Annotated in this window: 21 protein-coding genes, 1 other RNA gene and 1 pseudogene; 11 read left to right on the top strand and 12 right to left on the bottom strand. The window is 59.4% G+C overall.

Features of this window, described 5'->3' with window-relative positions:
- Positions 1-42 precede the first annotated feature (42 nt).
- The 5 genes from ffs (at position 43) to FHW81_RS21785 (ending at position 4,939) form a co-directional block, all read left to right on the top strand.
- An RNA gene (gene ffs / locus FHW81_RS21765) (signal recognition particle sRNA small type) lies at positions 43-139 on the top strand.
- A gap of 386 nt (positions 140-525) precedes the next feature.
- Positions 526-1,389 carry a HamA C-terminal domain-containing protein gene (locus FHW81_RS21770; protein ID WP_023090675.1) on the top strand — a complete coding sequence of 288 codons (864 nt, stop codon included), beginning with the start codon at positions 526-528 and terminating at the stop codon, positions 1,387-1,389.
- Positions 1,386-3,569, top strand: coding sequence for a helicase-related protein (locus tag FHW81_RS21775; protein ID WP_023090674.1), 2,184 nt, complete (start codon positions 1,386-1,388; stop codon positions 3,567-3,569). Before FHW81_RS21770 ends, FHW81_RS21775 begins: the two co-directional genes overlap by 4 nt.
- Positions 3,570-3,625: 56 nt before the next feature.
- A complete protein-coding gene (locus tag FHW81_RS21780) occupies positions 3,626-4,228 on the top strand; it encodes a hypothetical protein (protein ID WP_196724431.1) in 603 nt (200 codons plus the stop codon).
- A gap of 279 nt (positions 4,229-4,507) precedes the next feature.
- Positions 4,508-4,939, top strand: coding sequence for a hypothetical protein (locus FHW81_RS21785; protein WP_228383336.1), 432 nt, complete (start codon positions 4,508-4,510; stop codon positions 4,937-4,939).
- Between the two features lie 102 nt (positions 4,940-5,041).
- On the opposite strand, the gene FHW81_RS21790 is transcribed toward FHW81_RS21785, so the two are convergent.
- The 3 genes from FHW81_RS21790 to FHW81_RS21800 form a co-directional block, all read right to left on the bottom strand.
- Positions 5,042-6,183, bottom strand: a protein-coding gene (locus FHW81_RS21790) for an IS3 family transposase (RefSeq protein ID WP_374956786.1) whose coding sequence is annotated in 2 segments (ribosomal slippage) — positions 5,042-5,938 and positions 5,941-6,183 — 1,140 coding nt in all. Because the reading frame shifts where the segments join, the coding sequence is not laid out codon by codon here.
- Positions 6,184-6,248: 65 nt separating this feature from the next.
- Positions 6,249-6,371, bottom strand: a complete 123-nt coding sequence (locus FHW81_RS21795; RefSeq protein ID WP_023090669.1) for a hypothetical protein — start codon at positions 6,369-6,371, stop codon at positions 6,249-6,251.
- A 249-nt stretch (positions 6,372-6,620) separates the two neighbouring features.
- Positions 6,621-7,487, bottom strand: coding sequence for a substrate-binding periplasmic protein (locus FHW81_RS21800; protein WP_023657576.1), 867 nt, complete (start codon positions 7,485-7,487; stop codon positions 6,621-6,623).
- A 36-nt stretch (positions 7,488-7,523) separates the two neighbouring features.
- On the opposite strand from FHW81_RS21800, the gene dnaX reads away from it, so the two are divergent.
- From dnaX to FHW81_RS21820, 4 genes are all read left to right on the top strand, one after another.
- Positions 7,524-9,605, top strand: coding sequence for a DNA polymerase III subunit gamma/tau (gene dnaX / locus FHW81_RS21805; protein WP_023102250.1), 2,082 nt, complete (start codon positions 7,524-7,526; stop codon positions 9,603-9,605).
- 45 nt (positions 9,606-9,650) lie between these two features.
- Positions 9,651-9,977, top strand: coding sequence for a YbaB/EbfC family nucleoid-associated protein (locus FHW81_RS21810; protein WP_003087236.1), 327 nt, complete (start codon positions 9,651-9,653; stop codon positions 9,975-9,977).
- A 78-nt stretch (positions 9,978-10,055) separates the two neighbouring features.
- Positions 10,056-10,652, top strand: coding sequence for a recombination mediator RecR (recR, locus tag FHW81_RS21815; RefSeq protein ID WP_003159976.1), 597 nt, complete (start codon positions 10,056-10,058; stop codon positions 10,650-10,652).
- A 122-nt stretch (positions 10,653-10,774) separates the two neighbouring features.
- On the top strand, positions 10,775-11,923 hold the full coding sequence (locus FHW81_RS21820) for an acyl-CoA dehydrogenase family protein (protein ID WP_003103930.1): 1,149 nt from the start codon (positions 10,775-10,777) through the stop codon (positions 11,921-11,923).
- 12 nt (positions 11,924-11,935) lie between these two features.
- Here FHW81_RS21820 and FHW81_RS21825 read toward each other — a convergent pair whose 3' ends face one another.
- From FHW81_RS21825 to FHW81_RS21835, 3 genes are all read right to left on the bottom strand, one after another.
- The gene (locus tag FHW81_RS21825; RefSeq protein WP_003103931.1) at positions 11,936-12,475 is read right to left on the bottom strand and encodes a CbrC family protein; all 540 of its coding nucleotides are present in this window, start codon (positions 12,473-12,475) and stop codon (positions 11,936-11,938) included.
- A 73-nt stretch (positions 12,476-12,548) separates the two neighbouring features.
- Positions 12,549-13,436 (bottom strand): SDR family NAD(P)-dependent oxidoreductase, encoded by an 888-nt coding sequence (locus FHW81_RS21830; protein WP_023122609.1) that lies wholly within the window; start codon positions 13,434-13,436, stop codon positions 12,549-12,551.
- Positions 13,433-15,016 (bottom strand): flavin-containing monooxygenase, encoded by a 1,584-nt coding sequence (locus tag FHW81_RS21835; protein ID WP_079385675.1) that lies wholly within the window; start codon positions 15,014-15,016, stop codon positions 13,433-13,435. The genes FHW81_RS21830 and FHW81_RS21835 overlap by 4 nt, the downstream gene beginning before the upstream one ends.
- Positions 15,017-15,138: 122 nt before the next feature.
- Here FHW81_RS21835 and FHW81_RS21840 point away from each other — a divergent pair.
- A pseudogene (locus FHW81_RS21840) lies at positions 15,139-15,306 on the top strand (TetR family transcriptional regulator); the annotation flags it as partial.
- A 525-nt stretch (positions 15,307-15,831) separates the two neighbouring features.
- Here FHW81_RS21840 and mdtI read toward each other — a convergent pair.
- The 5 genes from mdtI to anr form a co-directional block, all read right to left on the bottom strand.
- On the bottom strand, positions 15,832-16,161 hold the full coding sequence (gene mdtI / locus FHW81_RS21845; RefSeq protein WP_003103934.1) for a multidrug/spermidine efflux SMR transporter subunit MdtI: 330 nt from the start codon (positions 16,159-16,161) through the stop codon (positions 15,832-15,834).
- Positions 16,155-16,523, bottom strand: coding sequence for a multidrug/spermidine efflux SMR transporter subunit MdtJ (locus tag FHW81_RS21850; RefSeq protein ID WP_033980523.1), 369 nt, complete (start codon positions 16,521-16,523; stop codon positions 16,155-16,157). Before FHW81_RS21850 ends, mdtI begins: the two co-directional genes overlap by 7 nt.
- Before the next feature lie 408 nt (positions 16,524-16,931).
- On the bottom strand, positions 16,932-17,768 hold the full coding sequence (locus tag FHW81_RS21855; RefSeq protein WP_003087258.1) for a metal-dependent hydrolase: 837 nt from the start codon (positions 17,766-17,768) through the stop codon (positions 16,932-16,934).
- A 239-nt stretch (positions 17,769-18,007) separates the two neighbouring features.
- Positions 18,008-18,556 (bottom strand): adenine phosphoribosyltransferase, encoded by a 549-nt coding sequence (locus FHW81_RS21860; protein ID WP_003087259.1) that lies wholly within the window; start codon positions 18,554-18,556, stop codon positions 18,008-18,010.
- Between the two features lie 85 nt (positions 18,557-18,641).
- Positions 18,642-19,376, bottom strand: coding sequence for a transcriptional regulator Anr (gene anr, locus FHW81_RS21865; RefSeq protein ID WP_003087262.1), 735 nt, complete (start codon positions 19,374-19,376; stop codon positions 18,642-18,644).
- A 245-nt stretch (positions 19,377-19,621) separates the two neighbouring features.
- Here anr and FHW81_RS21870 point away from each other — a divergent pair, with 245 nt between their 5' ends.
- The gene (locus FHW81_RS21870; RefSeq protein WP_003114670.1) at positions 19,622-20,089 is read left to right on the top strand and encodes a hypothetical protein; all 468 of its coding nucleotides are present in this window, start codon (positions 19,622-19,624) and stop codon (positions 20,087-20,089) included.
- A 48-nt stretch (positions 20,090-20,137) separates the two neighbouring features.
- Here FHW81_RS21870 and hemN read toward each other — a convergent pair whose 3' ends face one another.
- Complete coding sequence (gene hemN, locus FHW81_RS21875; RefSeq protein ID WP_003087267.1) at positions 20,138-21,520, bottom strand: oxygen-independent coproporphyrinogen III oxidase; 1,383 nt, start codon at positions 21,518-21,520, stop codon at positions 20,138-20,140.
- Positions 21,521-21,580: the final 60 nt, after the last annotated feature.

The following is a 21,580-nucleotide window of genomic DNA, read 5'->3' on the forward strand; positions in this document are numbered from 1 at the left end:
GAATGGCGCGGCCTACCCGAGGGTAGGCTGCAATGGTGGCCCTGTCGGTCCCCCCGCAACGATTACCCGTCAACCTGGTCAGGTCCGGAAGGAAGCAGCCACAGCGGGAACATTGTGTGCCGGGGTGTGGCTGGCGGGGCCGCCTCCATTTCCTAAGTCCTTAATTATAAAGGGCTTTCTCTGCTGAAAATCTCTGAGTGTGACAGCTTCTTGGTACACCCAAGGGGTGCACGTCATGCATTCCACCTTTTCGTTCCTATCCTTGCGCTGCTCGCCCCGGCTTGAGCGTGGGAAGATTTTTGACTACAACCAAGCAAAGTCCATTGCCTTCGTACGGCCTAACGATTATGTTGGTGATGGCAAAAGGATGGCTTGGTTCGTGGGTTCGTGACTCAGTCAGAACGTGAAAGGGATTATCTGCTCCTCCTTCAACACGCATGGTGTTGGCGATCATCTTCTGGGTCTCTAGCTTACTGATACCTCTCGCTGTTTCCTTTACCGATCTAGGAAATTTAGTGGTGAGGCATGAAGAAGTTATACAAGCGTTTTTCTAAGTTGGCGATCAAGTTTGAGTCTGACGTTCTATGTAGCGGTCTGCAGAAAGACCCTTATCATTTGACGTATGAGAATGGGGCTTATCGTCAAGACGAGCTTGTGAAAGTCATTCGTGGCGCGCTTCCTCATTTTGCTTTGACTTCTGAAGAGTATCAGAGGCTCAAGGATGACGATGATGTCGATGAGATGTATAGACTTGCATTCTCTAGAATCTCTAAAGCTAAGAAAGATAAGAAAGGTGACTATGGCGAACTTCTGCTGTTTCTCATTTTAAAGACTTTTTATGATGCTGATCGCCTAGTTACAAAGGTGAAGTTACGAAGCTCGGTCAAGGATCAAATTAAAGGATTTGATTGTGCTCACTTTACTGTGGATGAGAACGAAGAGGTCAAGCTTTGGCTTGGAGAAGTAAAATTCTATAAAGATTTTTCAAAAGCTCTTGATGATGTCGTTGGGGAGATTGAACGACATACTCAGGGGCAATATTTGAAAGATGAGTTTTCTATCCTTTGTCCCAATGTCGAAGTAAATCATGAGGTTCCAGTCTCAGAAAAAATAATCGAGATGCTTGATGGGACAATCTCTTTAGATGACGTCCGCATTGTGATTCCGGCATTGATAACTTACGAGACTGCTATGTTTAATGGGTTTAGTAAGTTGGATGACGCCTTTAAGGCGAAGATGGCGAAGCAAATAGAAGGGAAATTTGATCTGATTGATAAGAGAGAGATCAAACAGAATGTTAATATTGAAGTATTTTTCATTCTCCTGCCATTGGCAGATGTAGGAAGTATTAAGGAAAAGCTTGAGGCAATGGAGGCCGTATTTGCATGAGTATATATCAGGTTTTGGCGGATAGGGCATATAGCCGGTTAGTGGGAACGGATGCTCTTGCTATGCGGAATTCTGAAGCCTTTGACTATATTAAATACCTTGAGGATATTTATAAGCTCCTTCAATCTGAAAGCTATTACTCGGTTGCTGTGCGTGAGCTGTGCTTCGCTTGTGAGGTTGCCGACGATAGTGATTCGCTCGCGAAGAGTATTCTTCAGCAGTGTATTAAGGCGTCACGTATATTTTTATATGAAGAGATGCTGAGAAAGCGAGGGGTTGATATATCTGAAGAGAACGGTCTCTTGGACTTGGCTCAAAATGCTTTCTATTCTATTGATGGCGAGATTTTGCTGACAAAAGAACAGAAAGACCTATTTGACCTATTCATGCGAAAGCGGCGCTTGGTGGTAAGTGCTCCGACGTCATTTGGGAAGTCGAGAATTGTTAGAGAGATAATTACGCACTGTTCCTACAACTCCATTGCGGTTGTTGTTCCAACTAATGCGCTGCTTAGCGAGACTTATCAGGCCTTTAGGGAGGATGTGCGCCTCTCTGAGTATGGACTCATTTTCTCCACCCATATAGAGCCGCCTGAAGGTAAGGTGATTTATATATTTACGCCTGAGAAATTTGATGTCTATACAGATGAGCACAAAATATCTTATGACTTCTTTGTGTTTGATGAGGTTTATAAGGTGGACGCTGAGGATAGAAGATCGTCGGTTTTCTCAAACTGTCTGTATAAGGCCTACTTGAAGAAGTGTGACTATTATTTAATTGGCCCATATTTTAAAGGGTTTAGTAAAGAATATCTCGAGCGCACCGATGGTCACTTCGTTAAGTTTGAGACAGATATAGTCCAAAAAGAGACTGTTAATTACTATGATGGGGTCGCCATTTACGATGGTAGGACGCTCCCTGCTCGAGAAAGTAAAGATGCTAGATTGACCCAGGTACTTTCGAAGATCGATGGCCAATCGATTGTCTATGTTGGCAGGAAGGACTCTGCCGAAACTAGAGCGAAGTTTATCGCTAAGTCTAGAAAGCTCGAAAAGAAGGATGACGGACTTTTTGAGTTAATAGAGTATATTAAGAAAAATATTTCCTCTGAATGGCACTTGATAGATTTTCTGAAGGTGGGTGTTGCTTTTCATCATGCAGGAGTCCCTAAGTATATTCAGTCTGAGATAGTTGATTTGTTTAATGCGGGGGTGCTGGATGTAATTGTGTGTACGCCGACTTTGACGGAAGGTGTTAATACTAGCGCAAAAAATGTAATATTCTACGATACTACGAAAGCTGATATAGCTTTAACCGGATTCGAGGTGAAGAACGTTGTTGGCCGGTCTGGGCGCTTTGGACAACACTTTATAGGGCGCGCAATTTTCCTCGAGAGTCATGAGGAGCAGAGAGATATGGGGGAGATATTTTTCCCGATATTCGATTATGACAGTTTGTTGCCCGAGGATAATATTCAGATTTCTTATGGTGATTTAAGTGCTAAGGCTAGGGAGCAGAGGGAGGAAATAAATAGTATTGTAGGCTCTAAAAATGTCCCGATTGAAATCCTCAGGCAGAATAAATATGTGCCATTTGATAATCAGCTTAGGTTAATTGAATATCTCAGGTCGAACCCTGATATACGTTTAGAGCTGAAGGGGGCTCTCAATCCCCCGAATAAGCGACAGGTTGATCTGATTATTGAGTTGGTCCACGAAATATTATTTGCTGACTCTGACAAAAGAAGGGCTTGGTCTACAGGGAATATTTCTCGATTTGTTAAATTTCATATTTACCATAATCCGTCTATTAAGCAGATGATTAAAGAGCACTCTGCGGCTAAGGAGGATACGAGGATAAGGAATGTCCTTGACTTGGTTTATACGTATTTTGAATATGCTTTGCCTAAGTATATAAAGTCTTTAGAGAATATATATAATTTCGTGTATCATGAGAAGGTTAGCTTCTCTCTTTTTATTACAAGGCTTCAATATGGAAGTACGGAGCCTCAAGATATTTTACTGGCAGATGCAGGGCTTCCACGGTCAATAATATCAGTGCTTTCGGATAGGCTGTCTGGGGTCAAAGATATAGAAGAGATTCGAAGAAGGATAAGGGGGGCTGGGGCTATGGATGGTCTGAGCAATATTGAGAAAAGAATGCTGAAAAGGCGTCTTTGAATAATTAGGGGGCTGGAATGAGGTCTAGAGATTTGCGCACAATTCATGATCTCATTGTGAGTAATTATAGAATTTCTGCGCTTCCTGATGGGAAATATCTCCATCAGTTTACTCCTGCTACTACTGATACAGTATATGAGTTTGTAGCTAATAGCTCGCCAGTGTTGACCGAGGGTGATAGGTACAACATAGGTTTTTATGTGACGCCTAATGGCAGGAATGTTGTTGAAGTGACTGCTTTGGGGCGCTCGGATGGTGTCGATAAAAATTTGAGCTATCAGGTAGCAAAGAAAATTTCTTTGGATAAGAGAGATGAAAATGTAGCAAAAAATGACCAACGAGTAAGGCATGAAGGTGGAGGTGACTATTACTGGGGGAGGAAATATGCATGGCGTCAATATGGACTAGCTGTAGCAAAGGATGCTTTTTATAATTATTTGGAAGAGATAGGGCATCCTTCAATACCATGTATCACATCAAATCCAGACCTTCCTTACTCTGCCAATGAAGAGTCTATCGCTTATGCTGATCAGGGGTTAGAGGCAGCAATGGATAGACTAATATCTAGTGCTGTTAAGGATGGCCGATATTTTACTTCTCCATTGTATTCGAGGAAGTTTCAAATTCGCCCGCTCAACTCGATTACAGATAAAAAGTAATTTGACAAGCTTTTGTTGCTGAGGTGGCCATTGACGAAAAATAATCTAGGATATCTGTACCGAATCGTCAGGTTTGATCGTGCGGTGGAAATTCTAAAAGGAGACCTTCACTTTTCGCATCCGTCGTCATGGGATGATCCATACGAAACGCATGTCAAACATGAGTACGACCATGCAGTCTTTGGCCAATGCTGGACCAAGTCAAGCGTATCGGACGCTATGTGGCGTATCTACTCGCCAAATATGCTGGGGGTCCGGCTGAGAACGAGAAGAGAGACTTTGTTAGTAGCATTGCGAGGGTATGCAAAAGCTAATCCTGGATTTAAGTGTCGCGTTGCAGATGTCGAATATCTTTCGCCAGTAAAATATCGGGATAGAGTGGACGGGATTGATGGCATCATGCAGTTAATTGCTAGCGAGCCAAGTTTAGCAGCGGATATACTTTGCCTGAAGCGAAGCGCATTCAAGCACGAGAATGAAGTAAGAGCAATTCTCTACAATGGAAACGCAGAGCGGATCGAAAACCCAAGGATTAGCCCGGTTAAGGTCAGTGTTAATGGTCACGAACTGATCCAGCAGATTGTATTCGATCCCCGCGCCCCGGATGAACTCTGCAATGCAATGGAGTATTACCTTAAGAAAGTACTTAAGTTCAAAGGTGAAGTTAAAAAATCTAAACTCTACACCGTCAAAAAAAGCAAGGCCGAATAACTTCTGGCTATGAGATATCCGCCCATGGCTGGGGCAGTGCTTAATCCCCTCGCCAGGTGGTCTACGGTGACGTTGACCTGCCCCCAGTCTTAGTACCTCTTCCTAGTTAGTACGTCCTGGGGTTGATATCAATTTTTCATGTCGTGGTTGCTGCTGACTCGCCCGCCATTTCGCAGCAAACTTTGCTGGGGTGAGATTGCCGATAGCGCTATGCGGTCGGTGCTCGTTGTAATCCCTCCGCCAGGCTGCGATGCGAATTCTGGCCTCGGCCAGTGAGCAGAACCAGTGCTCATTCAGGCATTCGTCTCGAAACTTGCCGTTGAAGGACTCGATGAACGCATTCTGTGTGGGTTTGCCAGGCTGAGTCAGCTTCAGCTTGATATCGCGCTGATAGGCCGGCCCATTGATCGAGTGCCTTGCCAGTGAATTCGGGCCTTGGTCGGTGCGGATTGCTGTCGGGTAACCGCGGAACCGAGCCATTTCATCCAGTGCGCGAGTAACGCGAAAGCCGCTGATGCCGTGATCCACAAGGATACCCACCGCCTCCTTGGTAAAGTCATCGACCACCGTCAGGCATTTAATCCTCCGCCCCGTACTGAGCGCATCGAAGACGAAGTCCATCGACCACACCTGATTCGGCGCGATCGGTAGGCTTAGGCGTTCGCGCTCTATGGCGACACCGTGACGGCGCCTCCGCCGTTTCACCATCAAACCGGCAGACCGGTACAGGCGATAGATCCGCTTGTGGTTGACCTGCACGCCAGCGCGCCGCAGCAGGATATGCAGGCGCCGATAGCCGAAACGCCGGCGCTCCTGTGCCAGTTCCACGAGTTGGGTTTGCAGCCTGGTGTTTTGCTCGCTGGCGCGGGGTTGATAGTGCAGCACCGAGCGAGATAGCCCGATCAGCTGACAGGCACGGCGCTGGGAGATGCCGGTTTGAGCCCGCATCTCCTGCACTGCTTCCCGTCGAGCTGTCGGGCTTACCCTTTTCCCCGAGCATCCACCTTCAGTGCCTCGATATCCAGATGGGCTTCGGCCAGCAGCTTTTTCAGCCGGCTGTTCTCCAGTTCGAGATCCTTGAGCCGCTTGGCATCCGGCACGGTCATGCCACTGAACTTGGCGCGCCAAGTATAGAACGAGGCATCACTAAAGCCATGCCGCCGGCACAGCTCCTTCACCGGCACACCGGCCTCTGCCTGCTTCAGAAAGTCTAGAATCTGTTCTTCAGTAAAACGCTTTTTCACTGCCGTCTCCTGCTCGGAAAACGGACTCTACTAAGTTCGGCGTGGTACTGAAATCGGGGAGCAGGTCAGATCAGCAGTAATGCTGTATGTGTGCAGATGATTACATTGTCATTCTGACTGCAGAGGGCTTCTTCCAGCACTTGAGTAACGGTGCCGCCTTCAACATTGTCACTAATGATGAAGGCCATGGGTATGACACCTAAGTGGTACAGCAAAGTGTGACAGTGCAGCCACACCCAGGATTTCAGGACCGATTCTTTATGAAGATTTCGGGTTGGAATTCCCTGAGGACCACGCCCCACAGGGCTTTCAGCGATGCATTTACCGATCGGAAGACTTCGGAAATAGTCAGCCAAAACAACGGGAAATACCTTGCCGAATGCTGGCGGGGCCGCCTCCATTTCAGGCCCGCCATTTTTCGCAGGCCGTCGACGCTCTTATCGGTAGCGCTGCAGTATCTCCTCGATCTCTCCGCTGCGCTTCATTTCCTCGAACGTCTTTAGTATCGCTTCCACCGGAACCTCCGCGGAATCCCGCACCAGGCAGCTCACCGCCGTTTCCTCGAGCTGCGCGGCTTCCTGGAGTGGCGGCTGCCCCGGCGCCTGGCGGTTGCTCCAGTGCAGCGACAGTTGATGGCTGACCGCGTAGCGGTAGCGGCCGGCGCGCAGCTTTTCCAGCACCAGATCCTGGGTGCGCGCATCGTCGCGGCGCAGTCGGCCGATGTCGAACAGCGCTTGCAAGCGGGGATAGCTGTAGCCAAGGACGGTACCGATACGCTGGGCCGGCAGCGCCTCGGGAATCGGCGCGAAGCCTTCGCGGGCGACCAGGATGTCGCGTTGCACCAGCAGCGCGACGCTCCAGCGATAGCCGGGGAAGTCGTGGCTGAGCCAGGCGGGGCTGATGTAGCAGCGGACATCGATTTCGCCAGCGTTCATCGCCTGCTCGATGCGCCCGCGCGGGTAGGGGTGGTAGAGCGCCTTGCGGCCGACCTGCCGGGCAAGGGAGCGGGTGATGTCGTAGACGATGCCGTCGATCGGCTGGCCCCGTTGCAGGCGGACCAACGGCATGCTCCAGCTTTCCATCACCGAGAAGCGCAATGGCGTCGCGTCGGTCTCCGCGGCCGTCGCTGGCAGGGCCGCGAGCAACTGCAGCAGGAGCAGCGCCGGTGCGCCGAAATGAGGCATGAACGATGTCAGGGAAGGTAGAGTCATTGCCACCGACGAGGGCTGCTGAAGGGCCAGGGGAATTCTTAGCACGCAGTTTGCCAAGTCGGCGAGCGCAGAAGGGGTAAATTGCGCTAGCATTGGCCGACTTGTGCTTCCCTTCTGCGACGGTTTTCGATGAGTTATCAAGTTCTTGCGCGTAAATGGCGTCCCCGTTCCTTCCGTGAAATGGTCGGCCAGACCCATGTGCTCAAGGCTCTGATCAACGCCCTGGACAATCAGCGGCTGCACCATGCCTACCTGTTCACCGGTACCCGCGGGGTCGGCAAGACCACCATCGCGCGGATCCTGGCCAAGTGCCTGAACTGCGAGACCGGGGTCAGCTCCACGCCGTGCGGCGAATGCTCGGTCTGTCGCGAAATCGACGAAGGCCGCTTCGTCGACCTGATCGAAGTGGACGCCGCGAGCCGGACCAAGGTCGAGGATACCCGCGAGCTGCTCGACAACGTGCAGTACTCGCCGACCCGCGGACGCTACAAGGTCTACCTGATCGACGAAGTGCACATGCTTTCGTCGCACAGTTTCAATGCGCTGCTCAAGACCCTCGAGGAGCCGCCACCGCACGTCAAGTTCCTGCTGGCCACCACCGACCCGCAGAAGTTGCCGGTGACCATCCTCTCGCGCTGTCTGCAGTTCTCCCTGAAGAACATGCCGCCGGAGCGGGTGGTCGAGCACCTGACCCACGTGCTCGGAGCCGAGAACGTGCCCTTCGAGGATGACGCCCTGTGGTTGCTCGGGCGCGCCGCCGACGGCTCGATGCGTGACGCCATGAGCCTGACCGACCAGGCCATCGCCTTCGGCGAGGGCAAGGTGCTGGCCGCAGACGTGCGGGCGATGCTCGGTACCCTCGATCACGGCCAGGTCTATGGCGTGCTCCAGGCCTTGCTGGAGGGCGATGCGCGCGCCCTGCTCGAAGCGGTGCGCCACCTGGCCGAGCAGGGGCCGGACTGGGGCGGCGTGCTTGCCGAAATACTCAACGTGCTGCACCGCGTCGCGATCGCCCAGGCCCTGCCGGAAGCGATCGACAATGGCCAGGGCGACCGCGAGCGGGTGCTGGCCCTGGCCCAGGCGTTGCCGGCGGAAGACGTACAGTTCTATTACCAGATGGGCCTGATCGGCCGCCGCGACCTGCCGCTGGCGCCCGATCCGCGTAGCGGCTTCGAGATGGTGTTGCTGCGGATGCTCGCGTTCCGCCCGGCGGACGCCGACGGCGCGCCGAGGACGCCGCTAAAGGACCTGGGGATCAGCAAGGCCACGACTGATCCCGCCAACTCCCCCGTGGCCGGCGCGGCCTCGCCTGCGCCGGTCGCTACCGTTGCTCCCGCGCCTGTCGTGGCTGCGCCCGTCGAAGCCCCGGCTGCCCCGCCGGCAGCGCCATCCGCGCCGCCGGCGGCGGTCGAGGCGCGCGTCACGGAAGCGGTTGTCGAAGAGCCCGCCGCCGCGGCAGAGGTCGTCGACTTGCCCTGGGAAGAGCCGGCGCCGAGCCTCGCTGCCGAGCCCGAGCCCGAGCCCGAGCCCGAGCCCGAGCCCGAGCCCGAGCCCGAGCCCGAGCCCGAGCCGCTAGCCGTGGAGGCTCCCTCGGTCCCTCCGGCAGTGGCGGTCGAGGCGGTGGTGGAAACCGTTCTGGAAGCCCTGCCGGCTGCGTTGCCGGTAGCACCTGACGAGCAGGACGAGCAGGACGACGAGCCACCGCCCGCGGACGACTATTACGAAGTCGATATGGATACCCTGGCCTACCTGGATGCCGCGCCCGAGCCTGACGTGGTCGTGGTGGAGGAGCCGCTGCCGGCGGCGAAGCCGGCCACCGGCCTGGCCGCGGAGTGGCTGGAGCTGTTCCCGCGGCTCGGCCTCGGCGGCCTGACCGCCAGCATCGGTGCCAACTGTACGCTGGTAGCTGCCGACGACGACCACTGGCATCTGCATCTCGATCCGGGCCAGAGCGCGCTGTTCAACGCCACCCAGCAGCGGCGGCTGAACGATGCGCTGAACCAGCACCTGGGGCGCACCCTCAAACTGGAGGTGACCCTGCAGAAGCCTGAGCAGGAGACCCCGGCCCAGGCAGCGGCACGCCGGCGTGCCGAGCGCCAGCGGGCGGCCGAGGCATCGATCGATGCCGACCCGTTGGTCCGGCAGTTGCGCGAGCAGTTCGCCGCGGTGGTCCGTGACGGTACCATCGAACCTTTGGAAGCCAAGGCCTGACCGGCGCTTGGCGCACGCAACAAGACGACATTCGAGGTGAAGAACATGATGAAAGGTGGCATGGCCGGCCTGATGAAGCAGGCGCAGCAGATGCAGGAAAAGATGCAGAAGATGCAGGAAGAACTGGCCAACGCCGAAGTGACCGGGCAATCCGGCGCCGGTCTGGTCAGCGTGGTGATGACCGGGCGCCACGACGTCAAGCGCGTCAGCCTGGACGACAGCCTGATGCAGGAAGACAAGGAAATCCTCGAAGACCTGATCGCGGCCGCGGTCAACGATGCGGTGCGCAAGATCGAGCAGAACAACCAGGAAAAGATGTCCGGCTTCACCTCGGGCATGCAACTGCCGCCCGGCTTCAAGATGCCCTTCTGATCCCGCGTTCGTGCCGGGTCCGCCTTCTTCGGACGGCGCCCGGCAGCCATTCCCCTCCCTCTATCCGACGAGTCCTGCATGAGTTTCAGCCCGCTGATCCGCCAACTGATCGAGTCCCTGCGCATTCTTCCCGGTGTCGGGCAGAAGTCGGCCCAGCGCATGGCGCTGATGCTGCTGGAGCGCGATCGCAGCGGCGGCCTGAGGCTGGCCCAGGCGTTGACCGCCGCGATGGAAGGGGTCGGTCATTGCCGGCAGTGCCGTACCCTCAGCGAGGAGGAGCTGTGCCCGCAGTGCGCCGACCCGCGACGCGACGACTCGCTGCTCTGCGTGGTGGAAGGCCCGCTGGACGTATTCGCGGTGGAGCAGACCGGCTACCGCGGCCGCTATTTCGTGCTCAAGGGACACCTGTCGCCGCTCGACGGCCTGGGGCCGGAGGCGATCGGCATTCCCGAACTGGAAGCGCGGATCAGGGACGGAGCCTTCAGCGAGGTGATCCTCGCCACCAACCCCACCGTCGAAGGCGAGGCCACCGCCCACTATATCGCCCAGCTACTGGCCGGCCGCGGCCTGACCTTGTCGCGTATCGCCCATGGTGTGCCGCTGGGCGGCGAGCTGGAGCTGGTCGATGGCGGCACCTTGGCCCACGCCCTGGCCGGACGGCGGCCGATCTCCTGAGCTCTGTGCCTCCCGTATCCGTAGGACGGGCGGCCTATACGCCCTCGCCGATGGCCAGTTTCCCGTATTGAAAACCAAGCAAGCGCTAGGTAAGTTCTGAGGCTCCCATCAGGAGCCCGGCCATGACTGACTTCCAGCAGTACTTCGACGAGTCCCATCAACTGATCCGGGATTCGGTGCGCCGTTTCGTCGAGCGCGAGGTGTTGCCGTACATCGATGAATGGGAGGAGGCCGAGGAATTTCCCCGCGAACTCTATCTCAAGGCCGGCGCGGCCGGGATCCTCGGCATCGGCTACCCGGAAGCCTACGGCGGCAGTTGCGAAGGCGATCTGTTCGCCAAGGTGGCGGCCAGCGAAGAACTCATGCGCTGCGGTTCCGGTGGCCTGGTCGCCGGGTTGGGATCGCTGGATATCGGCTTGCCCCCGGTGGTCAAGTGGGCCCGTCCCGAGGTGCGCGAGCGGGTGGTGCCGGCGGTGCTGCGCGGCGAGAAGATCATGGCCTTGGCGGTCACCGAGCCCTCTGGCGGCTCCGACGTGGCCAACCTGAAGACCCGTGCGGTGCGCGATGGCGATCACTATCGCGTCAGCGGCAGCAAGACCTTCATCACCAGCGGCGTGCGCGCGGACTACTACACGGTCGCGGTGCGTACCGGCGGCGAGGGTTTCGCCGGCATCAGCCTGCTGCTGGTGGAGAAGGGCACTGCCGGGTTCAGTGTCGGACGCAAGCTGAAGAAGATGGGCTGGTGGGCGTCGGATACCGCCGAACTGTTTTTCGACGACTGCCGGGTGCCTGCGGAAAACCTCATCGGCGTGGAGAACGCTGGCTTCGCCTGCATCATGGCCAATTTCCAGAGCGAGCGCCTGGCCCTGGCGGTGATGGCCAACATGACCGCGCAACTGGCTCTGGAGGAGTCGCTGCGCTGGGCGCGCGAGCGAGAAGCGTTCGGCAAACCGATCGGCAAGTTCCAGGTGCTGCGCCATCGTCTCGCGGAAATGGCCACGCAACTGGAGGTTTCCCGGGAGTTCACCTATCGCCAGGCAGCGAAGATGGCCGCCGGCAAGAGCGTGATCAAGGAGATATCGATGGCCAAGAACTTCGCCACCGATGTCGCCGATCGCCTGACCTATGATGCCGTGCAGGTGCTCGGCGGCATGGGCTACATGCGCGAAAGCCTGGTGGAGCGGCTGTATCGCGACAACCGGATTCTCTCCATCGGCGGCGGTTCGCGGGAAATCATGAACGAGATCATCGGCAAGCAGATGGGGTTGTAGGGCCGCGTTCTATCAGGTGAAGTCCAGGTCGTAATGCGCCTGGCCACAGTGCAGGCAGTCGAAGCGGTAGATGGCCGGATTGCCGCCGGGCGTATAGGCGTCGACGAGGCGTTGCCAGGTGATAGCCGGCCAGGCGAAATCGGCGAAACGCTGCGCCAGGCCCTCGGCTCCCAGTTGCCCGATTTCCTCACGCCCCGCGTCGCCGCGAAAGGCGCAGGCATCCTCGCAGCAAACCAGCCAGCGCTCCTGCTGCCAGGAGGTGTAGCCGGGCGTGCGCTCGCAGACTTCGGTGACGATATCCGCGGCGACGCCGGCGTCGAGCAGCGGATAGTCGTCGGAAAAGCTCGCTTCGTAGCGCGCGGCCGCGCTGCCGTCGGCTATGCACCAGGGGCAAAGGCTGCCGGGCGGCAACTCGTGGCGGGAATAGGGCGAACCGGTGTAGACGTAGCCACGAGCCTTGCCACAGCACTGGCAGGTGGTGGCGGAAGCCTCGATGCTGCCGCTGGCGAGCGGTTCGGGATGGTAGCGGAAGTGAGGAAGGGGAGGGTTCATGACGGCCGTGCCCTGGAGACTGGCCGTCGAGTATGACGTGCCGGGCAGCCTAGCGGCTACCCGGCGGGCCTGTTCACTCGCTGGCTTCGCGGGCGCCCTGGGGGCTCTTCGGGCGCGGCGCGAAGCGCGCTGCCAGGCGCATGCTGGCGGTGACCAGGCGCTGGTAGAGCACTGGTGCCAGGCGCAGCATCACGTCGATCGCGTGGGCGTCGGTGCCGATCAGGATGCGCCGGCTGTCGCGCTGCACGCCGCGCAGGATGACCTGGGCGGCCTTCTCCGGGGTGGTCCGCAGCAACTGGTCGTTGAATTGCTGGCGAGCCTTGTCCGGAGCCTGGCCGGTGACCTTGGCCATGCTCTCGTTCATTCGCGCGGTCTTGGCGATGTTGGTCTTGATCCCGCCGGGATGCACGCAACTGGCGGAGACGCCGGAGCCCTCCATGTCCAGTTCCTGGCGCAACGACTCGGTGAAGCCGCGCACCGCGTACTTGGTGGCGTTGTAGGCGCTCATGCCGGGCTGGGCGAACAGCCCGAAGACGCTGGAGACATTGACCACGTGGCCATTGCCGGAGGCCTTCAGGTGCGGAAGGAACGCCTTGGTGCCGTTCACCACGCCCCAGAAGTTGATGTTCATGATCCACTCGTATTCCGAGTAGTCGCTGCCTTCCACGGTACCGGCGTGGGCGACGCCCGCGTTGTTGAAGATCAGGTTCACCCGGCCATGTTCGCTGGCCGCCTTGTCGGCCCAGGCCTGCACCTGCTCGCGGTCGGCCACGTCGACGACCGCGGTGGAGACGCGTACCCCGCTGCTGGCGAGCAATTGGCGGGTCTCCTCGAGAGCTGCGGCATTGACGTCGGCCAGGGCCAGGTGACAACCCTGCCTGCCCAGCTCCACGGCCAGGGCGCGACCGATGCCCGAGCCTGCGCCGGTGATGGCGGCGACTTTGTTTTCGAACGACTTCATGCGGGTACCCCTTCGGCCTGTTGGCGGGCTTCGTTGCTCAGGGCGGCGAGCGGTGTCGTGGTGAGGTGGTAGGCGGAGGCGTCGAACTGCCGGGTCAGGGCACGGAAGCGCCAGGTGAATCCCGGCCACAGGGTGCAGTTGCGGCCGCTGACCGGATGCAGGTACCAGCTCTTGCAACCGCCCACGCTCCAGACGCTGCGGTCCAGCTTGCGCTGGAGGTATTCGTTGTAGCGTTCCTGCATCGGGGCCTTGACCTCGAGACTGAGCAGTTCGCGGCGCTTCATCAGCTTCAGCGCATCGAGGACGTAGGCGATCTGCGACTCGATCATGTAGACCATCGAGTTGTGGCCGAGGCCGGTGTTCGGTCCCATCAGGAAGAACAGGTTGGGGAAGCCGGCGGTGGTAGTGCCCTTGTAGGCTTCCGGGCCCTTGGTCCAGCTGTCCAGCAGGTCGCGGCCGTCGCGACCGAAGACCACTCCGCGGGGGATAGGGTCGTTGGCGGTGAAGCCGGTACCGAAGATGATCGCGTCGACCTCGCGTTCCCGGCCGTTGCCGTCGACGATTCCATTGGCGGTGACGGCGCGGATGCCTTCGGTGATCACCGTGGAGTTGGCGGCAGCCAGGGCAGGGTAGTAGTTGTGCGACATGAGGATGCGCTTGCAGCCGATGGTGTAGTCCGGCGTGACCTTGCGGCGCAGTTCCGGATCCTTGATCTGCTTGTGGATGTGGCGGATCGCCAGGCGCTGCACCAGCTTCATTACCTGCGGGGCGAAGGTGAAGCCCAGCACCCGCCCTTCGAGCAGGCTGTAGAGGCCGCCGCGCCAGAGCTTCTGCACCAGCGGGAAGCGCCGGAAGCGCCGGCGCTCGGTTTCGCTGATTGCCCGGTCGGGTTTGGGCAGGATCCATGGCGGAGTGCGCTGGTAGAGATCGAGCGCGGCCACCAGCGGCTGGATCTCCGGGACGAACTGGATCGCCGAGGCGCCGGTGCCGATCACCGCCACGCGCTTGCCCTTGAGGTCGTAGTCATGGTCCCACTGCTGGGAATGGAAGACCTTGCCCTGGAAGTTCTCCAGGCCATCGAGGCGTGGATAGGCCGGGGTGGACAGGCCGCCCATGCCGGAAACCACGGCGTTCGCGGTGTAATGGTTGCCCTGGGCGTCATGCAGGTGCCAGAGGCTTTGCCGCTCGTCCCAGGCCAGTTTGCCGATCTCGGTGTTCAGCAGGGTCTTTTCCTGCAAGCGGTATTTTTCCCAGCACTTCTCCAGATAGGCGCGGATTTCCGGCTGGCGGGCGAACATCCGCGTCCACTCCGGGTTCGCTTCGAAGGAGAAGGAATAGACGTGGGATTGCACGTCGCAGGCGCAACCAGGGTAGTTGTTGACTCTCCAGGTGCCGCCGACGCCGGCGTCCTTTTCGAAGATCAGGAAGTCGTCCTCGCCTTCCTGGCGGAGACGGATCGCCATCCCCAGCCCGGAGAAACCGGTGCCGATGATGGCGACCTTGCAGTGCCGGGCGGCGGCAGGGGTGGGTTGGGTACTCATGGCCAAGCTCCTGTTATGATTGTTTGCTGGCGTATACACTCGTCTACCTGCGAATGTAGACATCTGTATACTTCAGGGTCAAGCCAACCTTAGGTAGGGTCGGCGCGGCGCAACGGCCGAACTTGTGGCGCATGGAAACAACCAGGTGGAACATGAGCGATATGAACGAAACGAAGGACAGGGTTGCCGACGCTCCCGGCAAACGCGCCTTGCTGGAGGCGGCCTTGCGCCTGGGCAGCAGCAGCCGCAGCCTGGGGGCCATCGGCTTGCGCGAGCTGGCGCGCGAGGCGGGCCTGAATCCGAACACCTTCTATCGGCATTTCCGCGATATCGACGATCTTGGCCTGACCATGATCCGCGACATCTCTACCCAGCTGCGCCAGCCGCTGCGCCAGCTTCGCCGCGAGGCCGCGACTCGTGCGGCGCCCGGCGCCCGAGCGCAGACGACGCCGTTCGGGCTGGACCTGGAAAGGGGGCGGCGGGTCTGCCGGGAGACGGTGCGGCTGTTCTTCGACTTCGTGGAGAGCAATCCCGCCGCGTTCATCGTCGGCGTGCGCGAACTGCATGGGGCTTCGCCGGTGCTGCGTGGTGCCCTGCGTCAGATCATGGATGAGTTCGCCGAGGACATGTCGGAGGACATCATCGAATTCAGGTTGTTGCCGGCGGTGAGCGAGGCGACCATCCGTCGCCTCTCCAGCCTGATCGGCCGCCAGCTGTTTCAGTTGTCGCTGGACTATATCGGCCAGCCGGAGCGGCGTCGGGAAATCTGCGCCCTGGGTGAGGAACAGATACTGCTGTTGTTCACCGGCGCCGCGGTCCTGCAGATGATGGGGGTTTCGTTGGACGCCGAGGCGTCAGGCCAGCTTGAGCAGGCTCATGCCGGCCAGCAGCAGCAACAGGCCGAGCCAGCCGCGCCAGGCCAGGCGCTGGCCGAACAGCGCCCAGCCCATGGCGACGGTGGCGAGGATGCCGAAGCCGCCCCAGATCGCATAGGCGAGTGACAGCTCGATGTCCTTCACCGCCTGCGCCAGCGCGGTGAAGGCGGCCATCACGCAGAGGATCGAGGCGATCCCGAGGCCGCGCCTGCGGAAACCGTCGGAGTATTTCAACAGCAGGTTGGCGACGACCTCGAGGGCGATCGCCAGGCCGAGCCAGGCGAAGGGAATCCAGTTCAGGGTCAGCATGTGACGGCCTCCCCACGGGGCTGCGCCGGCGTGCCGCTGGCGTTGCGGGTGCCGGACTTGAGCAGCAGGATGCCGGCGATCATCACGCCGAGGCCGACGGCCTTGTACAGGCCGATGCTTTCGCCCAGCCAGGCGACGCTGACCGCCGTGATCAGGACGATGCCAATGCCTTCCCAAAGGGCGTAGGCGACTCCGACGGGGACACGCTTGACCGCCAGGGCGAGGAAGAAATAGGACAGGCCGATCATCCCGTACATCAGCAGCATGCCTGCGACAGGGGCGTGGGTGGCGGCCAGTTTCATCGAGGTGGTGCCGATCACTTCGGCGCCGATAGCCAGTAACAGATAGATCCAGGAACGCATGTTGCCCTCCCATGGGCACCGCGGAATGGAGGCCGCGGCCAAAGATGACGAAGAGCGGTGGCGAGGGGCGGGAAAGACCGCGAAGCGCAGGGGCGGTCGCCACCGACAGCAGGTGTCGAGGGAGGGAGCTAGAGGTCGCCGGTCCAGTGACGCTCGCGGGAGACCAGACGGGAAGTGGGGAGAGGTAATGCCTTAGTGTTCAACATAATGAACATAATATTACCTCAGGGCATCGTAAAAAGCCAATCGATAGGAATTGACTAATTATTTCCTCCGTAAAATGGCGGATTCAGGAACGGTAGTCGAAACGGAGGCTTTTCCGTGTGCAATATCCTGTTCTTCTCTCGAATAAGAAACGCCAGGCGGGGCCTGGCGTCGGGGGCGGAGCGGCACTGGCGGAGGCGGGCTTCAATCGGCGAAGGCCAGTTTGTCCTTCCAGTATTTCTCCAGTTTCGCGGTGTCGTGGTCGCTGGGGTGGAAGCCCGGCCGGTAGTAGTCCAGGTAGGGCAGCAGCAGGCGGGTGAAGAAGCCCTTGCGCAGGCCGAACAGGGTGCCCAGGCCATGCTTCCAGGAGCGCCAGTTGAACAATTGGCCGTCCTTGCGTAGCAGGTCGAGCTGGAACCAGCCGATGACGCCGAAGAACATCAGGGTGGTCAGCATCATCACCAGAACCCGGGTGAAGTAGCCGCCGTAGACTTTCTGGTACACATCGTAGGCGACGTTCTTGTGTTCGTTCTCCTCGATGGCATGCCACATCCACAGCTTGTACATCTTCGGCGACTGCATCTGGATGGTCAGGTCTTCGCGCTTGAGCAGCTGCGCGGCCATGGTCGCGGTGAAATGCTCGAGGGCGCAGGTGATCGCCAACTGGTGTTTCCTGGTGGTGACCTTGCTGACGTTTTCCAGCAGGACCTTGATCCGCAGTTCGAGGCACTCCAGGTCGACCCCGTGCTCCTCGGCATATTCGTTGTAGGCGGCATGCTCCTTCGAGTGCATCGCCTCCTGGCCGATAAAGGCACTGACGTCCTTCTTCAGTTGCGGATCCTCCAGGCGGTCGCGCACCGCGCGTACGCTATCGACGAAGAATTTTTCGCCGTAGGGGAAGAGCGAGGACAGGTTGTTCATGAACTGGGTCATGAAGGGTTGGCCGTCCCACCAGTACTTCGGGGTTTCGCTGAAGCTGAAATCCATCCGCCGCACGGGGAAATTGGCGCGAACCGGGGAGGCGGTGCCAGTGGCAGTCATGGCTAACTCCTTTTGTTGTTCTGGGGAGGGGAAACGCACAGGTTTCCTCGGGTTCCCTATGGCGAGTTCGCTATAACACCTCTGAATGTGTCATTAGCTGATGTAATTATTGCAGGATTGTCCAACAGCGGGAGGTCATTCCTGGCCATTTCGAAGTCATTAATGGCCAGGTCGGCTCGACCAGACGGAAGATGGGGCGCAAGGAGCGAGCGCGGGGCGCCAGGGCGCCCCCCGGCGTATCAACGCTCGTCGAGAGCGAACGCGGTGAGACTGAAGGTGGAGATGCCGGCGTCCTGCAGGCGAGTGGAGCCGCCGAGTTCCGGCAGGTCGATGATCGCCGCGGCCTCGAAGACCCTGGCCCCGAGGCGTCGTACCAGGCTCGCGGCCGCCAGCAGGGTCCCGCCGGTGGCGATGAGGTCGTCGAAGATCAGTACGCTGTCGCCTTCGCAGAGGCTGTCGGCATGTACTTCGAGGAAGGCCTCGCCGTATTCGGTCTGGTAGCCCTCGGCGAGTACGTCGGCGGGTAGCTTGCCCTGCTTGCGGAACAGGACCAGCGGCTTGTTCAGCGCATAGGCCACCGCCGAGCCGATGAGGAAGCCGCGGGCATCCATGGCGCCGATGTGGCTGAAATCGGCCTCGATGTAGCGCTGGACGAAGCTGTCCACGGTCATGCGCAGCGCGCGTGGCGACTGGAACAGCGGGGTGATGTCGCGGAACACCACGCCGGGCTTGGGAAAGTCCGGCACGGCGCGGATCTGCGACTTGAGGGTGAACTCGTCGAAAATCATGGAAGATCCTGGGCTGGGCGTTTTTCGGGGCCCATCATACAACGGGCCCGCGCTGAGGCGGGCCCGTTGGCGGTTCGCAGGCGCTTCAGCCTTCCAGCTGGCCGCCGGCGAGGGCGCACAGCTCGATGGAGTCGAGGATGTGCACTTCCTTGCCTTCCGCGCTGATCAGGCCGTTCTGCTGGAAGCGGGTGAAGACCCGCGACACGGTTTCCACGGCCAGGCCGAGATAGTTGCCGATCTCGTTGCGCGACATGGCCAGGCGGAACTGCTGGGCGGAGAAGCCACGGGCACGGAAGCGCGCCGACAGGTTGACCAGGAAGGTGGCGATGCGCTCGTCGGCAGTCTTCTTCGACAGCAGCAGCATCATCTGCTGGTCATCGCGGATTTCCCGGCTCATCAGACGCATCAGTTGACGGCGCAGCTGCGGCAGCTGCTCGGACAGTTCGTCCAGGCGCTCGAAGGGAATCTCGCAGACCGAGGTGGTTTCCAGGGCCTGGGCGGATACCGGATAGGTCTCGGTATCCATCCCGGACAGGCCGACCAGCTCGCTGGGCAGGTGGAAGCCGGTGATCTGCTCTTCGCCGGCATCGGTGATGCTGAAGGTTTTCAGGGCGCCGGAGCGCACGGCAAAGACCGAGCCGAAAGGATCACCCTGGCGGAACAGGAATTCGCCTTTCTTCAGGGGACGACCGCGCTTGACGATCTCGTCCAGCGAATCCATGTCTTCCACGGTCAGCGACAGGGGGAGGCACAGCGGGGCCAGACTGCAATCCTTGCAGTGTGCTTGGGGCAGTGCGCGCACCTTGATGGTTTCGGCCATTGAGGGGTCCTTGCTAGGTTAAAGGCACAACAGGAGTAAGGGTAACGCAGCCGCGATGCGGGTGCCAGCCATAGGTCTGGCAACGACCATTTCTGACAGGCCGATGGCGTTTCCAATCAGTGACTTGCGTCAAACAACTGCGACTACCTGTCGCACCCTGTCAAGGGGCGACGAAAAGGGGGCTCAAGTTCGCGACGCGTGGGCCGATCCAATGGAAGAATTCCATTTTTCCCGGAGTGACTGGAATGTTGACCCTCAGTGGCTGGATCACCACCCAGGTGCCGCCCTCATCGCGCGCCGCCGCGGACGCCAAGGCCGCGCGGACCGGCACCGCCGAGCAGGCGGAAGACCCGGCCGCCGGCACCGACGCCGCCGATCAGCATGTACAGCTTTCCCAGGCAGGGCGCGAGCTGGCCGCTACCATGGGGGTGCCGGTGGAGGAGGAGGACGAGGATATCCCGCAGGAGTTGCGGCCGATGGTGAAGATGATCCGCGAGTTGAAGAAGAAGATCGAAGAGAAGCTCAGGGAGCTGCAGGAGGCCATGAGGTCGTCCGATCCGGGGGCGAAGGAGGCTCGCGTGCCTGAGTTGCAGAAGGAGCTGCAACAACTCAACTCCGCCCTGCAGACGGCGACGGCAGCGATGGCATCGGCCATCAAGGAGATGGGCATCAGCGACCCGGCGCTGATCATGAAGGTCATGGGCAGCCGGTAGAAGGGGCGGGGATTCACCGCCCTGTCGTGCGGGCAGGGCGGTGCGCTTTCAGATCACCCGGGAGAAGCGCTGCCGGTTGAGGCTGGGCAGGTAGCGGTCGAACAGCATGCAGATCGAACGCACCAGCAGACGTCCGGAAGACGTGATGTCGATGCCCTTGGCGTCCAGGCGGATCAGGCCGTCGGCGGCGAAGCGTTCGAGATCGGGCCACAGCTCGGCGAAGTAACTGCGGAAGTCGATGCCGAACTCTGTCTCGATATCCTCGAAGGCCAGTTCGAAGTGGCAGATCAGTTGCTGGATCACCGCGCGCCGCACCCGGTCGTCGCTGTTGCAGTGCAGGCCGCGACGGATCGCCAACTGGCCGTTGTCGAGGCTGGTCTGGTAGTCGTTGATGTCGCTGCTGTTCTGGCTGTAGAGGTCGCCGATCTGGCTGATCGCCGAGACCCCGAGACCTACCAGGTCACAGTGCCCGTGCGTGGTGTAGCCCTGGAAATTGCGTTGCAGGGTGCCGTCTTCCTGGGCGCTGGCCAGCTCGTCGTCGGGCAGGGCGAAGTGATCCATGCCGATATAGCGGTAGCCCGCCGCGGCGAGTTGCTCGGTGGTGCGCTGGAGCATTTCCAGCTTCTGGCCCGGGCTCGGCAGGTCGTCGGCGTTGATCCGCCGCTGCGGCATGAAACGCTCGGGCAGGTGGGCGTAGTTGAACACCGAGAGGCGATCCGGCTGTAGCGCGATCACTTCGTCGACCGTGCGGGCGAAGCTGTCCGGCGTCTGTTTCGGCAGTCCGTAGATCAGGTCGAGGTTGATCGAGCGGTACTGCAGGGTGCGCGCGGCCTCGACGATGGTACGGGTCTCCTCCGGGGTTTGCATGCGGTTGACCGCCTTCTGCACCTCCATGTCGAAGTCCTGTACGCCGAGGCTGACGCGGTTGAAACCGAGTTCGCGGAGCAGGCCCATGGTCGACCAGTCGGCCTCGCGCGGGTCGATCTCGATGCCGTAGTCGCCCGAATCGTCGTCCAGCAGGTTGAGGTGGGTGCGCAATTGCGACATGAGTTCGCGCAACTGGCCGGGACTGAGGAAGGTCGGGGTTCCGCCACCGAAGTGCAGTTGCTCGACCACCTGCTCGCGGGAGAGGTGGCGGCTGACGATCTCGATCTCGCGGACCAGGCGCGCAAGGTACGGCGCGCTGCGCCCGCGATCCTTGGTGATCACCTTGTTGCAGGCGCAGTAGTAGCAGATGTTGGCGCAGAACGGGATGTGCACGTAGAGCGACAGGGGGTGTCCGGCCTTCCGGCTGTCGCGCAGGGCGTGCAACTGGTCGAACGGGCCGATGCCTTCGTGGAACTGCACGGCGGTCGGATAGGAGGTGTAACGCGGGCCGGAAAGGTCGTAGCGCCGAATCAGGTCAGCGTCCCAGCGAATGGTGTCGAGCATGCCAGAGATCCCCAGTTGGCGAGCTTTAGTCGGGAAGTCTAGGGATTGCGCCGGGAAGGC

This window comes from Pseudomonas sp. RC10-4-2, from assembly GCF_050433085.1.
GTDB lineage: Bacteria > Pseudomonadota > Gammaproteobacteria > Pseudomonadales > Pseudomonadaceae > Pseudomonas > Pseudomonas aeruginosa.